The 22,809-nt window shown below is 57.4% G+C and carries 23 protein-coding genes; 20 read left to right on the top strand and 3 right to left on the bottom strand.

Annotation, left to right across the window (positions count from 1 at the left end):
* Positions 1 to 51 precede the first annotated feature (51 nt).
* The 8 genes from NITLEN_RS16935 to NITLEN_RS16900 all read left to right on the top strand — a co-directional run bounded on the left by NITLEN_RS16935 (position 52) and on the right by NITLEN_RS16900 (position 5,654).
* On the top strand, positions 52 to 588 hold the full coding sequence (locus tag NITLEN_RS16935; protein ID WP_121990822.1) for a peroxiredoxin family protein: 537 nt from the start codon (positions 52 to 54) through the stop codon (positions 586 to 588).
* Positions 589 to 644: 56 nt separating this feature from the next.
* Positions 645 to 884, top strand: a complete 240-nt coding sequence (locus NITLEN_RS16930) for a hypothetical protein (protein WP_121990821.1) — start codon at positions 645 to 647, stop codon at positions 882 to 884.
* Between the two features lie 46 nt (positions 885 to 930).
* Complete coding sequence (locus NITLEN_RS16925; protein ID WP_121990820.1) at positions 931 to 1,524, top strand: MBL fold metallo-hydrolase; 594 nt, start codon at positions 931 to 933, stop codon at positions 1,522 to 1,524.
* Between the two features lie 12 nt (positions 1,525 to 1,536).
* Complete coding sequence (locus NITLEN_RS16920; RefSeq protein WP_121990819.1) at positions 1,537 to 2,361, top strand: tetratricopeptide repeat protein; 825 nt, start codon at positions 1,537 to 1,539, stop codon at positions 2,359 to 2,361.
* The gene (locus tag NITLEN_RS16915; protein ID WP_121990818.1) at positions 2,358 to 2,795 is read left to right on the top strand and encodes a hypothetical protein; all 438 of its coding nucleotides are present in this window, start codon (positions 2,358 to 2,360) and stop codon (positions 2,793 to 2,795) included. Before NITLEN_RS16920 ends, NITLEN_RS16915 begins: the two co-directional genes overlap by 4 nt.
* Positions 2,762 to 3,859, top strand: a complete 1,098-nt coding sequence (locus tag NITLEN_RS16910; protein ID WP_121990817.1) for a methyltransferase — start codon at positions 2,762 to 2,764, stop codon at positions 3,857 to 3,859. Before NITLEN_RS16915 ends, NITLEN_RS16910 begins: the two co-directional genes overlap by 34 nt.
* A 370-nt stretch (positions 3,860 to 4,229) precedes the next feature.
* Positions 4,230 to 4,640: a thiol-disulfide oxidoreductase DCC family protein gene (locus NITLEN_RS16905; protein WP_121990816.1), complete on the top strand. Its 411-nt coding sequence runs from the start codon at positions 4,230 to 4,232 to the stop codon at positions 4,638 to 4,640.
* A 126-nt stretch (positions 4,641 to 4,766) separates the two neighbouring features.
* The gene (locus NITLEN_RS16900) at positions 4,767 to 5,654 is read left to right on the top strand and encodes a PQQ-binding-like beta-propeller repeat protein (protein ID WP_121990815.1); all 888 of its coding nucleotides are present in this window, start codon (positions 4,767 to 4,769) and stop codon (positions 5,652 to 5,654) included.
* 12 nt (positions 5,655 to 5,666) lie between these two features.
* On the opposite strand, the gene NITLEN_RS16895 is transcribed toward NITLEN_RS16900, so the two are convergent.
* On the bottom strand, positions 5,667 to 7,097 hold the full coding sequence (locus NITLEN_RS16895; protein WP_121990814.1) for a peptidase MA family metallohydrolase: 1,431 nt from the start codon (positions 7,095 to 7,097) through the stop codon (positions 5,667 to 5,669).
* 137 nt (positions 7,098 to 7,234) lie between these two features.
* Between NITLEN_RS16895 and recG the strand changes: the two genes are divergently transcribed.
* The 5 genes from recG to NITLEN_RS16870 all read left to right on the top strand — a co-directional run bounded on the left by recG (position 7,235) and on the right by NITLEN_RS16870 (position 14,337).
* The gene (gene recG, locus NITLEN_RS16890) at positions 7,235 to 9,787 is read left to right on the top strand and encodes an ATP-dependent DNA helicase RecG (protein ID WP_121990813.1); all 2,553 of its coding nucleotides are present in this window, start codon (positions 7,235 to 7,237) and stop codon (positions 9,785 to 9,787) included.
* An 8-nt stretch (positions 9,788 to 9,795) separates the two neighbouring features.
* A complete protein-coding gene (locus NITLEN_RS16885) occupies positions 9,796 to 10,119 on the top strand; it encodes a hypothetical protein (protein ID WP_121990812.1) in 324 nt (107 codons plus the stop codon).
* Complete coding sequence (locus NITLEN_RS16880) at positions 10,116 to 11,066, top strand: Ppx/GppA phosphatase family protein (RefSeq protein ID WP_121990811.1); 951 nt, start codon at positions 10,116 to 10,118, stop codon at positions 11,064 to 11,066. Before NITLEN_RS16885 ends, NITLEN_RS16880 begins: the two co-directional genes overlap by 4 nt.
* 23 nt (positions 11,067 to 11,089) lie before the next feature.
* On the top strand, positions 11,090 to 11,959 hold the full coding sequence (locus NITLEN_RS16875) for a hypothetical protein (protein ID WP_121990810.1): 870 nt from the start codon (positions 11,090 to 11,092) through the stop codon (positions 11,957 to 11,959).
* 200 nt (positions 11,960 to 12,159) lie between these two features.
* Positions 12,160 to 14,337: a hypothetical protein gene (locus tag NITLEN_RS16870; protein ID WP_181416946.1), complete on the top strand. Its 2,178-nt coding sequence runs from the start codon at positions 12,160 to 12,162 to the stop codon at positions 14,335 to 14,337.
* A gap of 20 nt (positions 14,338 to 14,357) precedes the next feature.
* Here NITLEN_RS16870 and NITLEN_RS16865 read toward each other — a convergent pair whose 3' ends face one another.
* The gene (locus NITLEN_RS16865; protein ID WP_121990808.1) at positions 14,358 to 15,848 is read right to left on the bottom strand and encodes a class I SAM-dependent methyltransferase; all 1,491 of its coding nucleotides are present in this window, start codon (positions 15,846 to 15,848) and stop codon (positions 14,358 to 14,360) included.
* A 142-nt stretch (positions 15,849 to 15,990) separates the two neighbouring features.
* A complete protein-coding gene (locus NITLEN_RS16860) occupies positions 15,991 to 16,368 on the bottom strand; it encodes a cupredoxin domain-containing protein (RefSeq protein WP_121990807.1) in 378 nt (125 codons plus the stop codon).
* Positions 16,369 to 16,695: 327 nt separating this feature from the next.
* Here NITLEN_RS16860 and NITLEN_RS18245 point away from each other — a divergent pair, with 327 nt between their 5' ends.
* The 7 genes from NITLEN_RS18245 to NITLEN_RS16825 all read left to right on the top strand — a co-directional run bounded on the left by NITLEN_RS18245 (position 16,696) and on the right by NITLEN_RS16825 (position 22,750).
* Positions 16,696 to 17,265 (top strand): hypothetical protein, encoded by a 570-nt coding sequence (locus NITLEN_RS18245; RefSeq protein ID WP_181416945.1) that lies wholly within the window; start codon positions 16,696 to 16,698, stop codon positions 17,263 to 17,265.
* Positions 17,266 to 17,373: 108 nt separating this feature from the next.
* Positions 17,374 to 17,817: a hypothetical protein gene (locus NITLEN_RS16850; protein ID WP_121990806.1), complete on the top strand. Its 444-nt coding sequence runs from the start codon at positions 17,374 to 17,376 to the stop codon at positions 17,815 to 17,817.
* A 101-nt stretch (positions 17,818 to 17,918) separates the two neighbouring features.
* Positions 17,919 to 18,968 (top strand): pentapeptide repeat-containing protein, encoded by a 1,050-nt coding sequence (locus NITLEN_RS16845; protein WP_181416943.1) that lies wholly within the window; start codon positions 17,919 to 17,921, stop codon positions 18,966 to 18,968.
* 75 nt (positions 18,969 to 19,043) lie between these two features.
* The gene (locus NITLEN_RS16840) at positions 19,044 to 19,868 is read left to right on the top strand and encodes a segregation and condensation protein A (protein WP_121990804.1); all 825 of its coding nucleotides are present in this window, start codon (positions 19,044 to 19,046) and stop codon (positions 19,866 to 19,868) included.
* Entirely contained in the window at positions 19,865 to 20,851 is a 987-nt protein-coding gene (scpB, locus tag NITLEN_RS16835; RefSeq protein WP_219999490.1) for an SMC-Scp complex subunit ScpB, read from the top strand. Before NITLEN_RS16840 ends, scpB begins: the two co-directional genes overlap by 4 nt.
* 482 nt (positions 20,852 to 21,333) lie before the next feature.
* Positions 21,334 to 22,365, top strand: coding sequence for an acyltransferase family protein (locus tag NITLEN_RS16830; protein WP_121990803.1), 1,032 nt, complete (start codon positions 21,334 to 21,336; stop codon positions 22,363 to 22,365).
* A 205-nt stretch (positions 22,366 to 22,570) separates the two neighbouring features.
* Positions 22,571 to 22,750 (top strand): RHS repeat domain-containing protein, encoded by a 180-nt coding sequence (locus tag NITLEN_RS16825; RefSeq protein ID WP_121990802.1) that lies wholly within the window; start codon positions 22,571 to 22,573, stop codon positions 22,748 to 22,750.
* Positions 22,751 to 22,809 lie beyond the last annotated feature (59 nt).

Here is a 22,809-nt window from a genome sequence, read left to right as displayed (position 1 = left end):
TACCCATTATCGCGCATTCGGTGATTCGAATCGAAGACGAAGGAGGCTGTCATGAAGCGATCTCTGTGGGTGCTCGGCGCACTACTAGTTCCGGTCTTCGCGGCGCATCTGGCGCTGGCGGCCGGATTCTTCAAAGTGGGGGAGAAGGCGCCGTCGTTTACGTTGACGGCGATTACCGGCGAGACGGTGTCGCTGGACAGCTATAAGGGGAAAGTCATCGTTCTCGGGCTGTTTCATATCTGCGACCCCTGCATGATGCAGGGATCAAACCTGCAGAAAGTATCTGAACTCACCAAAGGGAAAGATGTGGCGGTCGTGGGGGTCAATTCATCGGGCAATTCAAAGAAAGACGTCGGCGAGTTCTTGTCGGTGTTTCCCGTGAAAGTGACCTATCCCTATTTGCTCGATCCTGGGAAAATCACCGATAAGCTTTATGGGGGCGGAAAATTTATCCCGAATGTCTACGTGATCGACCAGGCCGGAGTCATTCGGTGGCAGCGGGTGGGCAACATGGACATCGATCTTGCCGGAGCGAATGAAATTGTCGCAGAGGTTGAGAAGTTGCTGGCGGCTCCCGCGAAGATGTAAGGCTGTTCCGGGATTCGATGGCGGTACGGGGCCGATGAACAAAAGGGTGATGATTGATGGATGAGATGGAAGCGGGGAAGCAGAAGTTTTTGGATGTGATTAAGGGTGTGGACGGGGCCGTACAGGTTGTGATTCCGGTCACTCCGTCGAACAGCATGTTTTTAATCTCTCTCACCAAGGGGCCGAACAGGAAATTCATCACGGTATCCGAAGACGATATCCTGGATCTCCCAAATGACGCAGGCATTCTCACCAAGGTGACGAAAGTCGTAAAGGATGCCGTGGCCGCACTGTGACGTTTCGTATCATCTGTGATCGGCAAAGCGCCATCGGTCCACAACTATGAAAAACATTCTTCCCGGTATTTGGCAATGGTCCTGGTTCTCTGAGGACAAGCAGATCGATTTCAATGGGCTCTTCCTGACGGTGGGCGAGCACAAAATTCTCGTGGACCCTCCGCCGATGACCGGCGATGCGAGCGCGGTGGTATTGCGCAACGGACCCGTCGATTACATTATCGTGACGAATCGGGACCATGTCCGCGAAGCGAAACGTTATCAGGATGAGTTCCACTGTCAGCTGCATGTGCCGGAGGTGGACGCTCCGCAGATGGATCTCAAGCCGACGAAGACGTTTAAAGATGGAGAATTGTTGGTCGGGGGGATTTGGGCAATCCAACTCAAAGATCAGAAGTCTCCCGGAGAGTCCGCCCTCTTTATCCAGCAACGCCAGGGCGTCTTGATCCTCGGCGATGCCTTGATCGGGAAGCCGGCCGGCGCGCTCTCTATGTTGCCAGCTGAAAAATATGCGGATCGCGAGAAGGCCAAAGAGGGGTTGCGGCGGTTGCTGAAGTATCAATTCGATTCGGTGTTGGTCGGCGATGGCGCCTCCATCATGACCGGCGCGAAGCCCATTCTGGAGCAGGCGCTGCAGTAGCGGAATATTTTTATGCCATTACGAAATGGGCTATCCGAAGAATTGAATCGCCAGGGGAACGAGCATTTTGCGCGCGGCCTCTATACCGAAGCCTATACCTGTTACGCCAAGGCGCTGGAATGTGACCGGATGACTGGGGATCAGCGCGCGATGGCCGCGACGCTTGGGAATCTTGGGAATATCTGCGCGGTGAGCGGCCGGCGGGATTCGGCGCAGACGTACTATCAGGAAGTGCTGGAGCTGCAAAAAATTCTCGGCGACGAGAAGGGGATCGGGACGACGCTCGGGAACCTAGGCAACTTGCGCGCGGATGCCGGCGAATGGGATCGTGCCCGCGCCTACTATCTCGAATCGCTGGATCTTCTGACGAAGACGCATGACGAAGCGGCCAAGGCGGTGCTGCTGTCGGATCTCGGGCTGGTTGCGCGGGAGAACGGACAATTCGATCAGGCGATTCAATACTACGAACATTCGCTCGTGCTGATGCGGCGTCTGGGCAATCAAGGCGGCGTGGCCGATGCCTGGCGGATGATCGGCCGGACGTTCCTGCTTCAGAAGCGCTACGACGATGCGATTGCTTGTTGTCAGACCAGCCAGTCCATCGCCGAACGGTCGCGTGATGAGCTGCGGACCGGCGGCGCGCGGTTTGTGCTGGCGCAGTGCTATGAAGATCTCGGCCGGTTGCAGGAGGCGGCGGATCTGCTTGAACTGGTCGTGCATATGGACCGCAAGTATCAGCTGCCCAAGCTGGAAGAGAATACGAATCGTCTGATACGGCTCCGCGCCAGGTTGGCGGAGACCGATTCCATTCCTCCCTATCGTGAGTCGCATGCATGAGTGATCCGACGGTGTCCGCCTGGTTGTCGCTGCGTACGGCGTTGATGCAGGCCTTTCCACAGCTGTATGAATTGGAGCCGGGCGGATCCTTGGCGATGGATCTCGGGTCCGACGGCTGGCTGTTGGAGGTCAAGCCGGAGGGGACGGTCTTGTGTCAGTACGGGATTGCGATGGACGATGTCATGGCGCTGATGTCGGATGGCACGCCGGAAGATCTCGGCACGGACGAAGTGGCGAAGCAGGCGAAGTACTTTATTCAGCCGGCGGTCGGGAAATACCGCGCCCTGTTGCTCCAGTCCGGTTTTGAGGAAGAGACCGAGATGAACGACGAGTTTGTCGCGGCGACGTTTGCGCGCCCGGTCGATGTCTCGAATCCGTCCAAGGTGCAGGATCTCATGCGATGGTGTCTGCGGCAGATCGGCGGGGCCGCGTGAAGTTGCGCATCACCAACTTCGATGAGTTTCGTGACGCGGTGTCGGCCTATCGATTGCCGCGTATTCTCCTCACGGCGCTGGAGTTGGATCTTTTTACGAAGATCGGCACGCGCCGCTGGACGATCCCCCAATTGGCCAAGGCCCTGTCCGTTAGCGAGCGGGGGCTCTCGATTCTCTGTCGCAACCTGGCCATGTCCGGCCTGCTCATGAAAGCCGGTGAGGTCTATCGAAACAGCCGGTTGGCGGCGACGGCATTGAATGCCCGACATGCCGCCTATCGCAAAGACTATCTGAAACTTATGACGAGCCATTGGCAGGATTGGATCCGCCTGGGCGAGTCTGTGCGATCAGGCCGCCCGCTGGATGAAGATGTGCCGGAAGAGCCGGGTTATCGCCAAGGATTCACGTGGGCGATGCACTACCGGACGTTGGAGACCGCGCCGAAGATTGCCGCGCAAGTGGATTTGCGCGGGGCAACGACGTTGCTCGATCTGGGCGGCGGACCCGGCACCTATGCCATGGCGTTTCTGTCCAAAAATCCGCGGTTGCGGGCGGCGGTCGGTGACCGACCGGCTGCTCTTGAAGTGGCCAGGGAAATTGCCGCGACGCATAAGGCCGAGTCCCGGCTCAGCTATGTGCCGGTCGATTTTACGCAGGAGTCGATCCCAGGCACCTACGATGTCATCTGGTATTCCAATGTGCTGCACATCTATTCGCCCAAAACGAATCGCGCCGTTTTTCAGCGCGCACTTGCGGCGTTGAATCCCGGCGGACGCCTGCTGATTCAAGATGCGTTTCTGCACGATCGCGAAGGTCTGAATCCCGCCGAAGCGAGTCTCTTTGCCGTCTCGATGCTGCTCTTCACGGAAGAGGGCAATACGTATTCGGCGAAGGAGACGAGTGTCTGGCTGAAGGAGGCCGGATTTGCGACGACTAGGGTGTTGCGGATGAAGCCGGGAACGGAGGATTGGGAGGACGGGATCCTGGAGGCGGTGGCGCCTGGGAGATTGTCAGGAATGCGCGCCCGCCGAACGCAATCACAAGGAAGTTCAAAATCCCGCTGAAGCCGTTGGCCGTCAGCGTGGCCACGGTCGGCTGGTCTTTCGTAATCAGCTGAACCATTGTCGATAAGTCCAGTGCCAGCCCCACGGTTCCGTAGATCACAGCCGCCATCATTGCCCATCGATACCCCAATCGCACTGCGACCAGCAGGAGCACCGGCAGGCCGATGAGAAAGCCGACGAGGAAGCGGCTTGGCTCTGCCTGGTCCGGCTGGCCGACAAGAAACAAGGTCGCCATTCCGACGGCGGTCAAGCCGATCAAACTGATCAGTAGTCCCCACGGGTGTGTCACGCGGGCACTATAGCCTGTTCTTGCAGCGGCAACAACGGTGTCTTGATGAGAGAAATCCCTGGGTGGTAGCCTGCTCGCATCATGGGAGCGCCGTTGCCAGTCAGCCAGTTTGATCCTCAACAGCCCTGTCTGCTCATTTACGATGGAAACTGCCGGCTCTGTGTTGCAGCGAAAGAGCAACTCGACCGGGCCGGAATGGGCTTGCCAGAATCCGGCCTTCGGATGATTCCCTACGAAAGTCAGCAAGCGATGCGCGCACTAGGGGAGCAGTATCGACCCGGTCCTCCATCCATGGCGTATCTCATCAGTCCGGCAGGCGGCGTGTCGCAAGGAATTGACGCGTTTCTCCCGTTGATGCACGGCCTTCCTGGAGGGAAGTTCGTCCAGTGGATGTTGCAATGGTCCATCGCGCGAAGATTGGCTGAAGGGGTCTACCGTTGGATCGCCAGGCATCGGTATCGCTTGTTTGGCGCAGTCACTCCTCACACGTGATGGCGGTCTATTCTTAGCCCCATTGTCTCATCCTGCCCCCCTCTTTCGAGGGGAATCCTCCCACAGTGGGGAATATACGCGGCTACTACAACGCAGGCAGAATGACCCCAACATCACGGAGGGGCCATGCCAATCATTTCTTGGATCAGCCGTCTTCTGCAGTCAATGACCGGAGCCATGTCTCCCAAGCTTCAAGTGAAGAAGCTCCACTCGTCCCGCCATTTTCGGCATTCCGTAAAAAGTCTGGCCTGGGGCCTCGTGGGCATCATGCTCGGTCCGTCGTTGGCGTGGGCCGAGGCGGCTCCCGTCAAAGCGGGGATTGTGGCGGCCGGGTTCGGCTATCAGGTCGGGGATGTCTCGACGATCACCGTGAAGATCTATGATCCGCAGAGCGGCGAGGTGTTGTCGGATGACACCTATGAATTGAATGTGAAGGAAGAGAGTGCGGCGAAAGGGTCGCAGTCACAGGCTCGGATTTTTGCGGGCGGGGTCGGCCCAGGCGCCACAGACCTCTCCAATTTCGTATTGCGTGTCTATGATGCGACGACTGGAAAGTTTCAATGGGAAGGGAATTTGAATCTGACGCCCCGCGATGCGGAGGATTTGGGGCAGCTGGTCTCGACCCTGGTGCCGCGGCGGGCGACGGTGACCAGAGTCCGCGAGACGGCGGTTTTGTCTCCCCAACCGTCTTTCTTGCTTCGCGCGCTCGATCCTGAAACCGGCGGGCTGGTGTGGCAAGATGAATTTTCAACGGATGGCAACACCCGCGCCAGGATGAATCGTATCGCCGATCGGCGGGTGAGCGAGGATCGTGACAACGCAGGAGCCAGCCGCTCCTTTGATTTCAGGATTCGGATGTCCGAGGACGAGGGGCGGCATATTCTCTGGGAAGATCAGTTCGCTCAGACTGACGCCGAGGAAGTCGCTGAATCGGAAGCCGTGGAGGAGAAGGCGCTGCAGTTGCCGACTTGGTCCGGGCAAATGGGGCGGCAGATTCAGGAAGAACTGATCTAAGGACTCGCGGGACTATCCGCGTTTTTGCAGAAACGTATCCAGCCACTGTTGGTGAAACTGATCGTAGGTCAAAAAGATTTTATCCTGGAGTGCCGTTGCGACGGTGGCTTTTCCCTTAAACGCATCGAGGAGATCGACCACGCGGCTCATCCCGAATCGGTCGATCAGGTAGTGCGTGGCGGAATTGGCTTCGAGGTAGGCCAGCGTTGCTACGTCGTGCGGCATCTGCCCCCATCCACCTTCCAAATAGCGCAAGTGCAGGACTGACCCACCATTCGGCATGGCCTGGTCGAGATCCGGCCAGGGATCGCCGGCCAGTTGCATCGCCAGGCCCTCATTGAGCCATACCGGTAGCGAGCCGATCTGACCTTCCAGCCGATCGTGTAAGAGGGCATGCACATACTCATGGCGCAGGACATGGGTGAGCCACTTCGTATCGGTCGTGGCGCCTTGTGTCGGGATTTGAATGCGGCCGAGCGTCGGATCGTAGAGGCCGTCGGCCCAGGCTGGGCTGCCGGTAGCGGTCTGAAAGGTGTCTTTGGTATGCAGGACCACTACGATCGGCTTGGCGGGAAAATGGCCGAGCCGTTGACCGATTTCTCGATAGGCCTCCTCTAAGATTTCCAGCACCGTTGCCCAGGTGTGTTGGTCTTCTGCTCCGTCGTATTTCACCAGGAAGTGGCTGCTGCTTCTGGCGTTCATGCGGGATTCTACCGCGCCGGTATGGCGTACTTTCTCCGTCACCGTCGCGAGGTAGGATTGGACGCGCGGATCTTTGCCGGCCCGTTCCGTCGCCTGAGTCAGGTGCGTGGTGGCTTCAGGCAGCCGGTCTTGTTCGTAGAGCAGATCGGCCATTGCAAGATGGGGAAAGGGTTCGTTCGGAGCGAGCGTGATCAAACCGGCCAGGAAGTCCTGATTGAGGGCCGGGTCACGCAGTTCCCAATAGGCGTGGGCGAGGTTCAGTTGGATGATTGGATTGGTGTCGTCGAGTGCGGCGGCTTGTTTGAACGCTTTAACGGACACCTTGGTCCCGTCGATGCGTTCCTGTTCCAACCCCAGATTGTTCCAGAGAATCGCGACATAGGGTTTGGCCTTGGCATCGGCAAGGATTGAAGGGGCCAAATTCTTCAGTCGTTGTTCAGCGGCGGGGAGCTGCTTCTTTTCAATGTCGTCGCGAATGGTTTCCAACAGCTGACGGGAATCGGTGGCAGGCACGATGGTGGAATCAATCCCGCGAACTTGTTTGATCTCTTCGTCGGTCGGCGGCGGCTCAGCCAGCAATCCAGCCGTATGAGAGGCTGTCGGCTTGCCGGTAGCTTCGGCGGGGGCGGGCGGAACCGGTACGGTGACCCACAGCGCTTTGAAATAGAGCTGATAGGCCAGGAAGAGGATCAACCCTACGGCCAGGGGAATGAGAACGTGTTGGATGTTGCGGCGATACATAGCTGGTTAGGTTGGCTCAGTGTAACATCCGAGGGGGAGCGGGCCAAGCAATCGGCACAATGTGGACGACCGGTCGGAGCAAGGTTATCGCGGTGCGCGCGAGGGCCGGAGGACTTCATTGAGTGACTTGCGGCGGTATGTTACGATCCCGCCCAGTTATGGAGCCTCCCGCCGAGTCCAGCTTGCCTGCGACGTTTCACGAGTGGCTCGATCGCCTTGCGCGGCCGATTGAGTTTGCGACGAAGGACGATTGCGCCCACGCCGGGGCCGTGAAAAATCTCAGCAGCTTCGTGTCGACCCAGGTCCAGTCCGCGCTCGCTCAGGAATGGATTCCTCCGGCGATTGAGTCGCGTCTGCGTTCGCTCCGTGAACTCTTCATCGATTTCCAACAAGCCCTCCCGATCGGCGAACAGCAGCGGCGGCTGCAAGCCGCCTGCGTGATTCTCGGACGGTTGCGTGACACAACGCCGGAGTCTGTGCCTCCTGACGAGGAGCAGATCGGCGATGCGGCCTCAGCCACGGGATCGACGCGCGGTGACGTCTGGAATCTTCCTGTCCAGTTTGTGAAAGGGGTCGGGCCGAAACGCATGGCCCTGTTGCAACGGCTTGGCGTGGCGACCATAGAGGATGCCTTGTGGACGATTCCCTGGCGCTACGAAGATCGATCCGTGATGACTCCCATCGGCAATCTCGTGCCGGGTATGGTCACGGCCATCTGCGGCACCATCGCGAAATGCGACGCGAAGCGCACGAGGAATCGCCGGCTTTCCGTGCTGGAGGTAGGCGTTGAGGACGAGACGGGGAAGATGCAGGTGGTGTTCTTCAATCAGGCCTATCTTGAGGATGTCCTGGCGGTCGGTAAAGTCGTCATGATGAGCGGTCGCGTCATTGCGGGGAAGCAGGGGTGGATGGTCCCGCGCATGGACGTGGCACAGTATGAAGTGGTGGGCGAGGCCGCGGAGTCGGCGCTGCATGTGGGGCGTATCGTGCCGATCTACCATGAGACGAAGGGCTGGACATCCCGGCAATCGCGCGTGCTGGTGAAGGGATTGCTGGATGAGTATGCGCGGGAATTGCGCGACAATTTGCCAGTAACCCTGCGAGCCCGTCAACGGTTGGTTCCGATTCAAGAGGCCATTCAAGATGCGCACTTCCCCAAAGCGGAGGCGGATGCCCGCTTGTTAGAGCAAGGCAAGACGCCGGCGCATCGCCGCCTCGCATTCGAAGAGTTGTTTCTATTGCAGATGGCCTTGGCTACCAGGCAACGGTCCGTGCAGGAACAGCCGAAGGGGCTCAAGTTCAATCCGCGGGCGCCGATCGTCGATAAGTTGAGCCGCTTGCTCCCGTTCCGCTTGACGGCCGCGCAGGATCAAGTCATTCGCGAGATTTATCGGGACATGATTTCGTCCAAGCCGATGAACCGGCTGGTGCAGGGCGATGTCGGGTCGGGGAAGACGGTGGTCGGGCTGCATGCCATCGTTATGGCCTGCGGCTCCGGTTACCAGGCCGCGCTCATGGCGCCGACAGAGATCCTAGCCGAGCAGCACTATCGCAATCTGAAAAGCACGTTGGAGACGCTGGGGTTGAGCGTTGCGCTGCTTCGCGGGAGCGATAAGGCGGCCGTCAAGAAAACGCAGGCGGCGCAGCTCGCTTCCGGTGAAGTGCAGGTCGCGATCGGGACCCACGCCTTGATCCAGAAGGGCGTGACCTTCAAGAACCTCGGACTTGCTGTGGTCGACGAACAGCACAAGTTCGGTGTGATGCAACGGAAAAATCTGATCGACAAAGGGTACAAGCCGGATGTGCTGGTGCTCACGGCGACGCCGATCCCGCGCACGTTGGCGATGACGGTGTATGGCGATCTGGATGTCTCCGTCATCAATATGCTGCCGCCCGGACGCCGGCCGGTGCGGACGTTCCTGTTCGGCGATGCCCAGCGACGACGGGCCTATCAGATTCTCAAAGATGAGTTGCGGAATAAGCGGCAGGCCTATGTCGTCTATCCGTTGGTTGAGGAGTCAGAGAAGACGGATTTGCAGGCGGCTATCCAAGGGGCCGAGCAGTTGCAGAGCGGCGAGTTTGCCGACTTCAAAGTTGGATTGTTGCATGGCCGCATGAAATCGGCGGAGAAGGAAGCGGTGATGGCCGACTTCAAGGCCGGGAAGATCCATCTGCTCGTCGCCACGACGGTGATCGAAGTCGGCGTCGATGTACCGAACTCGACGATTATGATGATTGAACATGCCGAGCGCTTTGGCCTGGCGCAACTGCATCAACTGCGCGGCCGGGTCGGGCGGGGTGCGGAGCAGTCGTACTGTTTGCTGATGGCGGCCGGACTGGGGCGGAATCGTCCGACATTGGGACGGCATCCGCTCGGCGGGGAAGAGCCGCAGTCGAACGCGCGAGAGCGGCTGGATGCTCTGGTGCAATCGAATGACGGTTTTGTGATTGCGGAAGAAGATTTGCGCATCAGGGGGCCGGGAGAATTCTTCGGGTTTCGCCAATGGGGCATGCCGGAGTTTCGCGTGGCCAACATCGTGCGGGACGGCGATTTGCTGCAGCAGGCCAGAGTGGAAGCGTTTTCATTGCTCAAGCAGGATCCTCAGTTGAGCGCGCCGGGGCATCAGGGATTGAAAGAAGCGATGTTGAGGAAGTGGGAGCAGAAGCTGGAGTTGGGGTCGATCAGTTAAGGAGAGGCATGGGATTATTGCAGCGGTTGAAAGACGATTTTCGGTCAGGGCTCGCCACACTGCGATTGGGCACGGCGCATGTCGCGGGCCGTGCGCTGGAAGAGACTGAGCTCCTCCGAATACGGTTGGAGGTCAGGAAAATCGATCAGCAATTGTCTGATCTCTATAAAGACATTGGTGAACGGGCCGTTGAAATGAAAGAGCGGGGCGAGACAGCTGAACGAGTGACCTACGACGAAGAAATCGGCCGTGTGGTCCGTGAGATTCAGCAGTTGAAAGACGCTCGGAAGAAACTCGACGCCGAGATGGACGAGATCCGGGACGAGCAATGAGCGCCTCCTCCGTTCGCCCGCGCCGGCTCGCCGGTATCGATATCGGCACCCTCACCTGTCGGCTCCTCATCGCCGATTGTTCTCCGCAAACACCTCTCAAAGAACTCCGATCCGAGCGGCGCATTCTTCGTCTCGGTGAAGGCGTCGATCAGCACAAGCGCTTGAGCCAGGCGGCGATGGATCGGGTGATCCAGTGCTTGCAGGAGTGGAAGGCGGTCATTGAGACCTATCGGGTCGATGGCTGTACGGCCGTTGCCACGAGCGCCGTCCGCGATGCCGCCAATCGTGCCGAGTTTTTGGAGAAGGTGAAGCGCGAAGCCGGATTCGATGTCGAAGTCATCACCGGCGACGAAGAAGCGCGGCGCACACTTCTAGGGATTCGTTCAGGCTTGCCAGACGGCGTGAGCGACATGCTGGCGTTGGATATCGGCGGTGGCAGCACGGAATTTATTCTGGATCGGCCGGACCAGCAGCCGGTTGTCCGTTCCATCGACATCGGCGTCGTGCGCTTGTGTGAACGGCTGCTTCATCACGATCCTCCGACGAGCGAGGAAGTTGGGCAGGCGCGGGATTGGATTGCGCGGGAAACCAGGGCGGCCGTTACGGAGATGACAGGCTATGAAGCCGCAACCTTCGTCGGGACCGCCGGAACGATTACGGCGCTTGCCTCCATGGCTCAGAAACTATCTGTTTACGAACCGGCCCGCATCCACAACTATCGGCTGACTCTCGCGACGGTGCAGGGACTCGAACAGACGCTACTCACTCGCAAGAAAGCCGACCGTGTCGGCCTCCCTGGTTTGGAAAAGAATCGCGAAGAAGTCATCGCCGCCGGCGCGATCATCATCCGAACGGTGATGGAGACATTAGGGATGTCGGCTGTGCTGGTGAGCGATTTGGGGTTGCGAGAAGGAGTACTTTTGCATCTGGGCTCAGCAATGAGATGACGCAATCCAGGTAGGTGAGTTTTATGAAAAACGTAGTTCCAGCTCTTTCAACTACAGTTGTTAATGAAAGCGCGAAGGAGTGGGTTCCTAGATCGTTTGGGGACTTTCTTCACGAGTTGCAGCGCCTTGAACGATTGTTTAATCGTGAAGATAACTTGTTGGTTTTTCGAGGCCATCGAAAAAGAGAGTGGTTGGTGGATTCGACATTCGTAAGATCTATTAAGTCAAAGTTGTTCGGTCTCGAAGAGCATTCAAAGTTTTCGAGACGTCTTTCTGATTCTATGGATTTGCATCGGGCCCTTCTGAATCTCTTTCTGCTGAAGTTTGGCACTTTGGGTCACCCTTCAAAAGAGCTTACTGACCTTGAGACTGCGCGTGGCATTGATCCCTGGTTTGAGCTTATGAAGAGAATTCAGCAACATCCTGATGAAATGCAGGACGGTCCTTTCCTTTTAAGAGGAACGAACATGCTTGATTGGACGAAGTCGTCCGACATAGCGCTATATTTTGCAAATGATAACCGGATAGGAGACGGGGCGGTCTATATCTGTGACGCAACAGCAACGGGAAAAACGTTGCAGATTATTCCGGTTGGCGAAATTATTGAGAAGATGAATGAGGACGGGAATGCAGGGAAGGCTCTTGGCATTCCGCTAATGTTTCATCCAGCCAACCAAATTCTAAACCAAAGAGCAAAAAACCAGCAGGCCATTTACTTTGCGCAGATGGAGCTCAGAGTTGATCTTGAAACCATTTGGCGAGAGCAGGAGAAAGAGTTGGCGGGCGAAACGATTGTTCTCAAGCTAGTACTCCCTTCCGGCACTGAATCTGAGGCAAAAGAGTATTTGTTGGGGAAAGGAATTACTTCTGAGTTTCTTTACCCGAATAACTAGCCCAGGTGCATTAGTCCTAGTTGCTTATTATTTCTGCGAATACCACTGATAGCCTTTGGTCTCGGTGAACTGGGCTTTCGGAGCGCCTCCGGGCTTTCCCAATACAGCCTGTTGACGTCGATGTGATCCGTGTTCAGATTGCCTCTTTGGCAGCGAGTCTTGTACAGTCGTTTCTGGCTTTATTCTAACGAGGATTGTGCGTGACTGACCAACCTGAAGATGTGTCAGTAGATTTCAGCCAGGGGAATGTTCCGCCTGCTGTAGGGACGGTGCGTGACCAGGTCCTGGCGTTTTTTGGACCCTCCCGCGGAGATAATGCCACGCGGCAAGCTCTCGCGGAGGCGCTGCAGAACTTTGTCGATGCCAGCACGCTCGGTGACCGGCTCGATACTTGGCTGCGTCTGATTCATTGGACGCGGGTAGGGACGAGCCCGTCGTTGCGTGTGCTGCAAGTCCGCATGCGCTGGCGCGAGGCCTATCTCTATTGGGAGCTCTTGCTGGATGTGCTTGAAGGCGTTCCCGATGTCAGGCAGCGCGTGCAGGACGCCGTCTGGCTGATCCTTCAGGAGACCGATGCGGTCAATCTGCTGGGTGAGGCCGGGTTGCCCAGCGAGCGTGGCCTGCTGGTGGAGGTGGCGAATCGGACATTGCATAAGGTCCTGCCGGCCGTGAGAAACGATCGGGACCTGACGCACCTCTTCCAACGGCAATATCGGAGCACCGTCGAGGTGAAATGGTTTGCGCAGCTTCCTGCCCGATTGTTCTGCAGAATCCTCGCCGCGCTGACTCCGCCGTCGACTCCTGACCGGCCCAATCCGCTCGGCCGGGCGTTTACTGACGGGTTTCGTCTGCTGGCGATTCGTGTGCAGGCGCAGGGTTTGTCGGACAAGCTTCGTGCAAGGAGCCGACGGCCGGCGGCCATTATGGAATCACCGTTTTACCGGCTGGCCAGCGTCAGCGAGCAACTCGCCGGTCGCTGGCAATCGGGCGAGGAAGTCGACTCTCTGGAGCCGGTCTGGGCAGAGGCCGTGGCAAAGTGTCAGAACGAAATCCGCTGGATCCGCCGGCGACTGGAAGTGGCCGGCGTCAGCCTCGATATTGTCTACGGCCTGGAAGTCCTGACGCATTGTCTCAAGCGCATGGAAACGATGGCCGAAGTGATGGCGAGCCGCGACGAAGCGTCCTCTGCCAAATCCATTCAGGCCTTTCTCATTGCCCTGGTGGAAGCTAGTTTGCAGGAGAGCAGCGTCGGCCATTTGCTCAAAACGAACACACGGCTCTTACATCGGAAGATCGTGGACCGGTCGGGTGTGACGGGTGAGCATTACATCGCGCAAGATCGGCGCGAGTATCGGCAGATCTGGGCGGCGGCGGCCGGTGGCGGCGTGCTCACCTCCTTCACTGCGGCGATCAAGATGTCGATCTTCACGCTGGGGCTGGCGCCGTTTCTGGCGGGCTTGGGCTACGGGGTCAATTATGCGGTTAGTTTTCTTTTGATGCAGACCTTCCACTTGATTCTCGCCACCAAGCAGCCGGCGATGACGGCGGCCACGCTCGCGACGATTATGCGTGAGCAACCAGGGACGGCGCGGTTGGATGAGGTCGTCGCGTTCATCAAGCGGATTTCTTATTCTCAGATTGCGGCGGCGGTCAGCAATGTGTTGGTCGTTTCGGCGTCGGCCTATCTGCTCGATGCCTGCTGGCGGGCAGTCACCGGCTCGCCGATTCTTGATTTGCACACAGCCGAACATGTGTATGAAACGCTCAGCCCGGTGAACAGCGGGACGGTGATTTTCGCCGCGCTGACCGGGGCCACTCTGTGGCTGTCGAGTCTGGTCGGCGGGTGGATCGAAAACTGGGCCGTCTATCACAATGTGCCGCAGTCCTTGGCGGAACACTCCTGGGGGGTCCGGGTCTTCGGGCGTGAGCGGATGGCCCTGTGGGGCGATCGGTTCTCGCGCAACATTGCCGGATGGGGGACGAATGTGTCGCTCGGGATGATGCTGGGTATGACCCCGGCCGTCGGGATGTTTTTCGGATTTCCCCTGGATGTCCGTCACGTCACCCTGTCGAGCGGCATGCTGGCGCTGGCCAGCGCCTCGCTGCAGGCGGAATGGTATCGAGACGGATGGTTTCTCCATGCCACCGCCGGCGTGGCCGTGATGTTTGTGCTGAATTTGGGCGTCAGTTTTCTTCTGTCGCTGTACACGGCGTTGCGTGCGTATGATTTTCCGCGCCGGGATGTGGTGGAATTGTTAGGCCGGTTACTGCGGGAGTTTGTCCGTGACCCGCTCGGATTCATCCTGCCTCCGAAAGAGTCCGAGGCGCCGGCCGGCGGATCGGCAATCACGGAAAAGGTCGTTGAAGAACAGCCGTAGTCTGGTGAGCGGAGGTGCGGTTACTTCTGCGAATACCACCGATAGCCGTTGTTCTCTGTGAACTGGGCTTTCGGGGCGCCGCCTGGTTTTTCCAATAACAGTACTTTGAAATCGATGAGGCCGAACCAGGCGGGATCGACCACGTCGTGATAGTGCGCACCGTGGATCTTGGGGAGCATGTCGTCGAGAGTCTGTTTCAGTTCGCCCTCGGTGTAGGCGCGGACGGTGAAGGGCTTGTTCATGGCCTGGCAGAATCGTTGAATCGTATAGGCCGCACCGGTGCAGAGGACCTTCGTGTCCGGCTTCATGGCCAGAAACTGGGGGAGCGAGAGATAGCGTTCCTGAAATCCCAGCCAGCGCACGGCCTGCCGCAGGTGGCTGTATTGCACTTCATATTCGGTATGGCCGGGCAGTTTGACTGAGGCCGGCCAGCCTTCTTCTACGCCGAATTCGGTCAAGAATGCATGTCCGCCTGGTTTTAGCACCCGCCACAATTCAGCCACGAAGCGGATCGGCCCCAGATTAAAGATAACATCGTCCGGCGGATTGGCTTCGATCGGGAGGCGGATGCGTCTGATCCAATCCAGCGCTTCTTGATGCTGCTCGGTCTCGCCTGTATTGCTGAGCAACTCCTGGCGTGTCAGCTTGACCGGTGTCATGTCGGCCATGTTTTCGTTATCGATGACGAGATCGACCGAGTTATCCGTGAAGGGCAGGGCTTCGGCATTGGCCCTGGTTCCAAGGCCACCCCAGCCGCCTTCTTTGGCCCGTTTGGTTTGCAGTTTTAAGAACGGGCTGGTGATGTCGAGGGAGATGTAGCGGATGCTCTGCCGCTCGAACGGTAGCAGCTCTTTGGCGAGTTCGCGCGCCACATAACCCAGCCCGCCACCGACTTCTACGATGACTTTAGGTTTGGGGTTAAACCAGCCGAGCTGACGGAGTTGCCGCATGAGGAGCCGGCCATAGGTGAGGCCGTTCAACGCCTCGTTCGGTTCACGGAACAGATGTGAGACGGTGGTTTCGATCAGATCGAAGTGGCCGTCGTCTTCGGCGCTTTCCGTCAATTCGTGATGATGAAAATCTTCCAGATGTTCTTCGCCCTCAAACCCTGCCTGCCCTGACCATCCTTCGCGGATCTGTTGCAGCAGAATGTCCCACTTGGCTTGGTGTCGGTGCCCGCCTGGCGGTTCGGTACCGAAGTAGCAGAGAGAGAAGTTCGGGGTGGCCCAGCGTTCTAGGTGCCATTGACCCGGCTGCCCGTCCGGTCCGCAGACTTTGTTGCCGTACTTTTCGAGCAGGGCGCCGACGGTGATATGCCCGCTCATCGATTTCAGCATTTCGATGCCGGTCAGGTTGAGCCGGATCAAGGGAAAGTTGTCGTCGAGCGGCGCGAGCCAATATTCATCTTCGCGATGTTGATAGGCGACCAGATCGGGAATGTGCCAGGCGAGGAGATTCAGCGTCTCGCCGGTAAGCTGGAGCGGTTCTTGGACTGCGGCAACGGGCTTCATGGCCTGTGTTTCTACCCCGTAGGAAGGCGCAGCCTACCTGAGCGGACCGTGATCTCGCAAGACCAATGCAGCGCCGTGTGATTCGTGACAGGCCCCTCATGGGTATTGCGCGGGGCTGGTGCGCCGAGCGATGAACGGCGCATTAGAGCTGGGACGGCATGGTGGCGGCATCCGTCACGGTGAGGACCCCGCGCATGATGGGGTGGATGCGGCAGTGATAGAGATAGCGGCCGGGGGGGAGCCCTGAAACACTGAATTGCTCTCCGGGGGGGATAATGCCTGAATCGAAGAGGCAGGGGGTGCCGTCTTCAACGCACCCGTTATGTGTGACCGTATGGTCGGTGGGTGTCGGGTTGTCCCAGCGAATGGGACTCCCGCTGGTGGCGATGGCTTTCGACGGCGCAAAGTAGGGGGAGCCGTCTTCGATGATGATTTGTGTCGCGATGGGCATGGCCGTCGTCGGCCAGGCCAGGCTGGTGATGAAGAGACTGACGAAGGCGATAGTTACGGCGCGTGTCATGGGCTGTCGGGTCCTTTGTCGTTTCTGCATAGTCTGAGGGCCGAATTCAGGAGCAACGATTCATTGCACGGTCTAGGCGTTCACCTTCAGTTTATCATGACGCCCTCCCTGCGAGGATAGGCCCTGCCTGATCAGGAGGCCATAGGGATGCACCGGGACGGGGGGTATTGCTTGGATGGCGGTTGAACGGGCTGGGTGGCACCTTAGCCAAAACTGCGCAAGTTTCGGTCGATAAATCTACCGGTTGCAAGAGGCTATGGGATCATGCTAGATGGAGGCCGCAATGCGGTCCGCCATGCGTTGTGCACTTGATCAGGAGGAAATCTGATGGCGAAGTCTAAGAAGAAGGTCGTCGCAAAGAAGGCCGTCAAGAAGTCGTCTGGGAAGCAGAAAACCGCCAAGCCGGCTAAAAAGGCGGTCGCGAAGAAGTCGGTCAAGAAAGCCGTCGCGAGAAAGCCGGCGAAGAAATCGGCTAAGAAGGCAGTGGCGAAGAAGCCTGTGAAAAAGGCCGTGGCCAAGAAGGCCGCGAAGCCGGCAGTGAAAAAGAAGGCGTCTGCCAAGCCTGCGCCCAAGAAAGCCGTCAAAAAAGCCGTCGCGGCGAAGAAGCCTGTCGCTCCTAAGCCCGTGGCTCCGGTGAAGTCCGTGGCTGCTCCGGTGGAGGAGGCTCCGAGGCCCGTCGTGGCCGCCAGGCCGGCTCCGGTGCCGATGCCCAAAGAGATTGATGATGTGGATGAAGAGTTGGTGGACGAGGAATTAGAGGTCGAGACCGAAGCGGAAGGCGACATCGAAGAAGAGTTGCAGGGCGATTTGGCACTCACCGATGACGACGAAGCGGCCGACTTCCTCGAAAAGTCCGAAGACCTGCTGGACGACACCGACGACTATCGTAATAACTGACGGACGGTCCCTGCTGCATGTGCCGGTTCTTCCGGAGATCGAGAAGGATCGGCACAAATGAGTGTGGTGACTGTCACTTTCCTTCCTGGGTTCTGATCCCGAATCTCCATGAGTCATTTTTTATTTGTGGCCGGTACTCTCCGCGAGCGCAGCTCACCTGAAAGCGCCTCGCTCCAATTGACCCACGGGTTGTGGGGCTGTTGCTCGGCGTTGATTCGTGACAACCTGACCACGTTCCTGACTCCCGATTCACATGCGCTGGTCTATGTGCTGAAGGCGGGAATCTGTGCCGATGTGAAGATCGTGTCCGGGGTCCTTCCTGTGCAGCAGATGGATGAGTTTCTGCGCGAAGATTTTAAGACGGAAGCGCGATTCGGATTCGTGCGCGTCGCGCTGACGAAACAATGGACCTCGACCCCGCAGGAGAGTCACCGCCTGTTGCAGTCGGTGCTTCAGATTCAGGATCAGGCGGAACTGACTCGGCGGCTGAGCCTGGGAATGCATCGGCTGACGGACGATGAGTATCGGGCCATTCTAAGCAGCCTTCCTTAGCGAGATCCGTTCAAACTCCAGCCTTGTCTTCACCTCACGCATCTCGTATAACGGCGACCATGATGAATATGACGCGACCATGCGGACTAATACTGTTGTGTGTGCTGTTGATAGGCGGGCTCTGTCACACCGGCGCCGCTGAAGCGGCCTGCACCGTTGAATCTTCACCCGGCGGGAAGTCCGGTCCGTTCATGAAGCACCTAAGCGCGGATTGCACGAAAGCCGAGCGCGACGCGCAGGTTGTTCCTGCCGCGAGCGTGATGCAGGCGCTCACGCAGGGGCAGGCGGTGGACCTGGTCGGCGTGGTGGTGCAGGGTGATCTGATTTTCGATCAACTGCCGGTTCGGACATCGCAAATTCCCAAAGGCCTCACACTCGAGCAGCAGGCGGCGCTCAGCGCGTTGAACAATGAAGAGCAGCGGAGCGTGGCGGGGAATCTGATCATCCGCGATTCGGTGGTGCAAGGCGCACTCCGTCATCGATCGGCCAAGGGGACGCTGGAATTCGAGGGCACGGTCGATTTTCATGGCACCAGATTCACGGACGGCGTGGATCTGTCACGGTCGGTCTTTCAGCGGGCGTTGACGATGGATCGCGCCCTGTTTGAGCGAGAGGCCTATTTCGTTCAAGGGCATTTTGCCCAGGGACTTAGCTGCGCCGGTACCAGGTTCGGTCCGCATACTCGCTTTCATCGTTCGGTCTTTCGCGGACCGGTGGACTGCCAAGAGAGTCTGTTCGATGGGATGGCAGAGTTTCTAGAAATCGTCTGTGAGGCGCCGGTGAATTTTGAGCGGGCGCGCTTCGGGTTGGGGACCGGTTTTTCCGGCGCGCAATTCAAGAAGCTGGTGAATTTCTCCGACGCCATTTTCAGCCGGGAGGCATTCTTCGCGTTCGCGGTCTTTTCCGGTGAGGCGCGGTTTGCCGGTGCGCAGTTTCTCCAGACCGTGGATTTCTCCAATGCTGACTTTAAGCGGGGCGATGACTTGGCCAAAGTCCGCTTCGATCAGAAGCCTCTGACCAACGGGACGAAAGGGATCGCGCAGGAAGGGGTAGGGACGAGGGGGCAGTCTACCTTTCAGCAATATGCGATTACGCTGGGCATCCTGCTCGTGGCGGCGTTTCTCGCCGCCTACGCCGTAAAATTGAAATAATTCCCTGAAGTCTCTGACCCCCAACATATAGTTTCAGGCTTGCCCCGTCCCCCTATAACTTGCTATAACGCCCTCGTGGATCAGCCCAACCAACAGACCAGTGGGTTCGAACAGACCGAGCTGCCGTATCAGGTCCGTATCGAGAATTTTGAAGGCCCTCTGGACCTGCTTCTGCATCTCATCAAGAAGAGTGAAATCAATATCTACGATATTCCGATCAACATAATCGCCCAGCAATATCTCGAATATGTCGAGGCGATGAAGGAATTGAATCTGAACGTGGCGGGGGAGTTTTTGGTCATGGCCGCCACTCTGTTGCAGATCAAGTCCAAGATGCTGCTGCCGGCGGACGAGGCGGCGGAGGACGAAGAAGACGGGCCAGACCCGCGTGAGGAATTGGTCCGGCGGCTGCTGGAGTACAAGACGTACAAAGAAGCCGCGCGTCAGCTCGATGGCCAGGAAAAAATGTGGCGGGAAATCTTCAGCCGCGAGCCGGAGCCGCTCGTTGTTGAAGTCGAGTCGGATGAGACGTCCATGGACAATGTGTCGCTCTTCGATCTGGTCGATGCGCTGAAGGCGATCGTCGAACGGAATCCGGGCGGAGGAAAGACGCTGATTGAAATCGTGCCGGACAATCTCACGGTGCGAGAACGGATGAATGTGATTTTGGAAACGCTGGAAGGCAAGGACTCGGTCTCGTTTGCCGCGCTCTTTGACGGCTCCTGCCACCGGCTGGTGATTATTGTGACGTTTCTGGCTTTGCTGGAGCTGATTCGGTTGCGGGTCGCGCACGTCTTTCAGAGCGAGACCTTCGGGCCGATTCTGGTTTCACGGACGTTCTCGCTCGTGCCGGATCCAGCGGAGCTCGATGATTTAGACGCCGAATGGAGGGGGGCATGACGCCGATCACCGACGATATAAACATGACCTCGGTTGAGGTTGAGCTTGAGGTTTCTGAATCGGTGGAATCCATCGACACCGCAGCGTGCGACCTCTCGGCCGGCGAAGCGATTTCTGAGGGGCCTGAGCCTTCGGCGGCACTGGATGTATCGGCTGAATCCGAACCAACGGAAGCCGCCTCCGTAGAGGCCGCGCCGGCGAATGAGGGCGCGGTACAGGCGATTGCCGATCGTGAATTGCGCGGCATCATCGAGTCGCTGTTGTTCGTCTCCCCTGAGCCGTTGTCCGTGCAGCGCCTGGTGGCGATCATGGGCGATGTAACGAAGGCGGATGTCGCACAAGCCTTGCGCGGGCTTGGAGAGGAGTTGGATCAGGAAGGGCGCGGGGTCAGGCTGGTCGAAATCGCCGGTGGGTTCCGTCTGGTGACCAAGCAGGAATACGCCACCTGGATCAAGCGCCTTGATAAAACCAAGTCGGCGGCGAAGCTGTCCCGATCCGCCCTGGAGTCCCTGGCGATCATTGCGTACAAACAGCCGATTGTTCGTTCAGAGATCGAAGAGATTCGCGGCGTTGAAACCTCCGGGGTCGTTCGGACCTTGCTTGAGCGGAAGCTCGTGCGCATCGTGGGCCGGAAGGAAGTGCCGGGGCGTCCGATCATGTACGGCACGACCAAGTTCTTCCTGGAGCATTTCGGTTTGAACGATCTGACGCAACTGCCGCCGTTGCGGGAGTTCACGGAATTGGGTGAGTCCGATCAATCGCTGCTGCCGATGGATTCCATGGAGGTGGCTGTGCCAACGGCTGCTGAAGCGGCAGTGATCGACAGCACGACTGAGGCAATCAAGGCCTTGAGCGGAGAAGAGTCATCCGTGACGGAGGCCGCGGAGGTGCAAGTCGAGCTCAGCGCTGAGGCGGAAGTCACAGTCGAGATCGAGTTAAAAGCTGAAGATGTGCTCGTTGAGGAATCCGCTCAACAGGGCTAAGCCAGGGTTCATCGGTCGTGTCGTTTCCTCCAACGCTATTTGCAAGTCCTGATTAAATCGCATCGCTCCTCTCATCTCCCATCCCTCCCATAAACGGGTGCGGAGCCAGTCTTTTTACCGCGCGTGTTCCACGAAGCTGACTAGCAACGGGCAGGTGCTGACAGAGTGCGAGCTCAAGAGCTGACTCAGGATTCTGAGACCCTGAATTCTGGTCCTTTTAAGCGGGCTGTTATCGTGTTCCAGCTCTTTGAGGCGCTTCACATCCGGCCCTTCCAGTTCCGGTACTAGGCGGTCCACTTGTAGTACGTGGCAGAGTTGACGCTGTAGTGCCGACAGATCTTCTTGGCCAGACGGCCAGCAGCGGATTTTTTCAGATTCGCCACTCAGAGATTCCATCGATTGCCGAAGAGACGTCAGATATTGTGGACGCTCAGGACTGAATTTCTTGACAAAGCTTGAAGCGGAATCCATATCAATAATATATGAATCGAGAACGTCCCACTGATATTGCCAAAGGGCTTGGCATATTACTTGTTGTCGCAGGACATACAATTGCGAGCTGGAATAGCGGTCACGAGCTTTTATATAAATTCATTTACTCCTTCCACATGCCATTTTTTCTCGGGTCGGGAGGCATGTATATTCGAGCCGACGGACCACTCGTAGCATTTATTAAAGCTAAGCTCATCCGCTTGGTCGTTCCATTCATATCTTGGTCTTTGTTTTACCTCTGCCTTGCCTTCTTTATCCAAGCCATAAAGAACGACCTGGGAACACCAACGTTTGGTTTCGCACCTAAGCTCCTAACCGTTCTTCTTCATGGGGATTGGTATTCTCTTGATGCAACGGGAATTTATGTCGACCTTTGGTTCTTACCGGCCTTATTTAGCACCGTGATTATTACTCGCCTATTGGCGAAATGGTCTGATAGCCAAGGCCTCATTGCCAGCCTAGGCTATTGCTATCTACTCTCCTTCAGCATTGTCCTGTTCAATGATCTTCTGGGATCTCGGCCCTTTTCATATTGGGGGATAGACATTGCTCTTGCATCTCTTCCATTCGTCTATCTCTGTAAGCTAAGAAACTATTTCTATAGAGTAACCCCTTATTTTATATTCCCCCTGATAGTAGTGGTGTGTATGTTCTCACGGACCCAAGAAGTCTCACTAGCCGTCTTAAAGATTTCAAACTACGGCAGCTTCATAATTTCTGCGAGTTTAGGGATTATTCTTTTGTTTGCAATCTCAGCATGGATTCAAGACTGGAAAATTGGGCGCATTCTAGGGATGCTTGGCGAACGATCATATCTTGTTTTCCTCATGGCAGGAGCAATCCTTACGATTTCAGGCCCAGCTCGGCGGATGCTATGGAGCGTAAATGACGACTTTAGCAACATTATTTCTTTCTTCGTAGTGCTAGTTACCGCATTCTTTGCATATCCGCTTGTTGCCTCTAGTGTCCCCTTGGCCTTCCTCGCGTTTGGTGCTAAGAACTCTCTACAAAAACAGCCATAACGGCTAGGTCCTTGCTAAAGCCAGTTGAACATGAAAGCGAAAGATGGGGTTGGTTCTTGACTGTGCACTCAGAAAGACAAATGAGGATGGTGCGATCTAGCTGAAGCACGATTGTGTTCAAGTCGGTGACGTAAGACCTGTGGTGAAGCAGATGTTGTTCTCAAAAGTGCTGACAGTTGTGGCCTGCGTGCTGGTGCTCTAGTCATTGCTATCAACCCTGGCGGTGGCTGACCTGGCGCAGTATATCCACGACGACTTGGACCGTCTGTTGCGGGTGATCGACGGGCAGGGGAATGGCGCGACATATGTGTATGACGCCGTCGACAATTTGCCCTCTATCACACGCAATCCCGGCGGCTCCGGCACGAGTGCAATAATGGCGTGAGCTGTCGCCGCGCACTGTTTTCCCGCTCCTTGACTCTCTTTCCAGCGCTTTGTTAGACT

The organism is Nitrospira lenta (assembly GCF_900403705.1).
Classification (GTDB): Bacteria; Nitrospirota; Nitrospiria; order Nitrospirales; family Nitrospiraceae; genus Nitrospira_D; species Nitrospira_D lenta.
This window is presented reverse-complemented; position numbering and strand designations above follow the sequence as displayed.

Bases quoted from the DNA above. Each gene is read 5' to 3' on its own strand.
- NITLEN_RS16935 (WP_121990822.1), top strand. From the start codon at position 52: ATGAAGCGATCTCTGTGGGTGCTCGGCGCACTACTAGTTCCGGTCTTC.
- NITLEN_RS16930 (WP_121990821.1), top strand. From the start codon at position 645: ATGGATGAGATGGAAGCGGGGAAGCAGAAGTTTTTGGATGTGATTAAG.
- NITLEN_RS16925 (WP_121990820.1), top strand. From the start codon at position 931: ATGAAAAACATTCTTCCCGGTATTTGGCAATGGTCCTGGTTCTCTGAG.
- NITLEN_RS16920 (WP_121990819.1), top strand. From the start codon at position 1,537: ATGCCATTACGAAATGGGCTATCCGAAGAATTGAATCGCCAGGGGAAC.
- NITLEN_RS16915 (WP_121990818.1), top strand. From the start codon at position 2,358: ATGAGTGATCCGACGGTGTCCGCCTGGTTGTCGCTGCGTACGGCGTTG.
- NITLEN_RS16910 (WP_121990817.1), top strand. From the start codon at position 2,762: ATGGTGTCTGCGGCAGATCGGCGGGGCCGCGTGAAGTTGCGCATCACC.
- NITLEN_RS16905 (WP_121990816.1), top strand. From the start codon at position 4,230: ATGGGAGCGCCGTTGCCAGTCAGCCAGTTTGATCCTCAACAGCCCTGT.
- NITLEN_RS16900 (WP_121990815.1), top strand. From the start codon at position 4,767: ATGCCAATCATTTCTTGGATCAGCCGTCTTCTGCAGTCAATGACCGGA.
- NITLEN_RS16895 (WP_121990814.1), bottom strand. From the start codon at position 7,097: ATGTATCGCCGCAACATCCAACACGTTCTCATTCCCCTGGCCGTAGGG.
- recG (WP_121990813.1), top strand. From the start codon at position 7,235: ATGTTACGATCCCGCCCAGTTATGGAGCCTCCCGCCGAGTCCAGCTTG.
- NITLEN_RS16885 (WP_121990812.1), top strand. From the start codon at position 9,796: ATGGGATTATTGCAGCGGTTGAAAGACGATTTTCGGTCAGGGCTCGCC.
- NITLEN_RS16880 (WP_121990811.1), top strand. From the start codon at position 10,116: ATGAGCGCCTCCTCCGTTCGCCCGCGCCGGCTCGCCGGTATCGATATC.
- NITLEN_RS16875 (WP_121990810.1), top strand. From the start codon at position 11,090: ATGAAAAACGTAGTTCCAGCTCTTTCAACTACAGTTGTTAATGAAAGC.
- NITLEN_RS16865 (WP_121990808.1), bottom strand. From the start codon at position 15,848: ATGAAGCCCGTTGCCGCAGTCCAAGAACCGCTCCAGCTTACCGGCGAG.
- NITLEN_RS16860 (WP_121990807.1), bottom strand. From the start codon at position 16,368: ATGACACGCGCCGTAACTATCGCCTTCGTCAGTCTCTTCATCACCAGC.
- NITLEN_RS18245 (WP_181416945.1), top strand. From the start codon at position 16,696: ATGGCGAAGTCTAAGAAGAAGGTCGTCGCAAAGAAGGCCGTCAAGAAG.
- NITLEN_RS16850 (WP_121990806.1), top strand. From the start codon at position 17,374: ATGAGTCATTTTTTATTTGTGGCCGGTACTCTCCGCGAGCGCAGCTCA.
- scpB (WP_219999490.1), top strand. From the start codon at position 19,865: ATGACGCCGATCACCGACGATATAAACATGACCTCGGTTGAGGTTGAG.
- NITLEN_RS16830 (WP_121990803.1), top strand. From the start codon at position 21,334: ATGAATCGAGAACGTCCCACTGATATTGCCAAAGGGCTTGGCATATTA.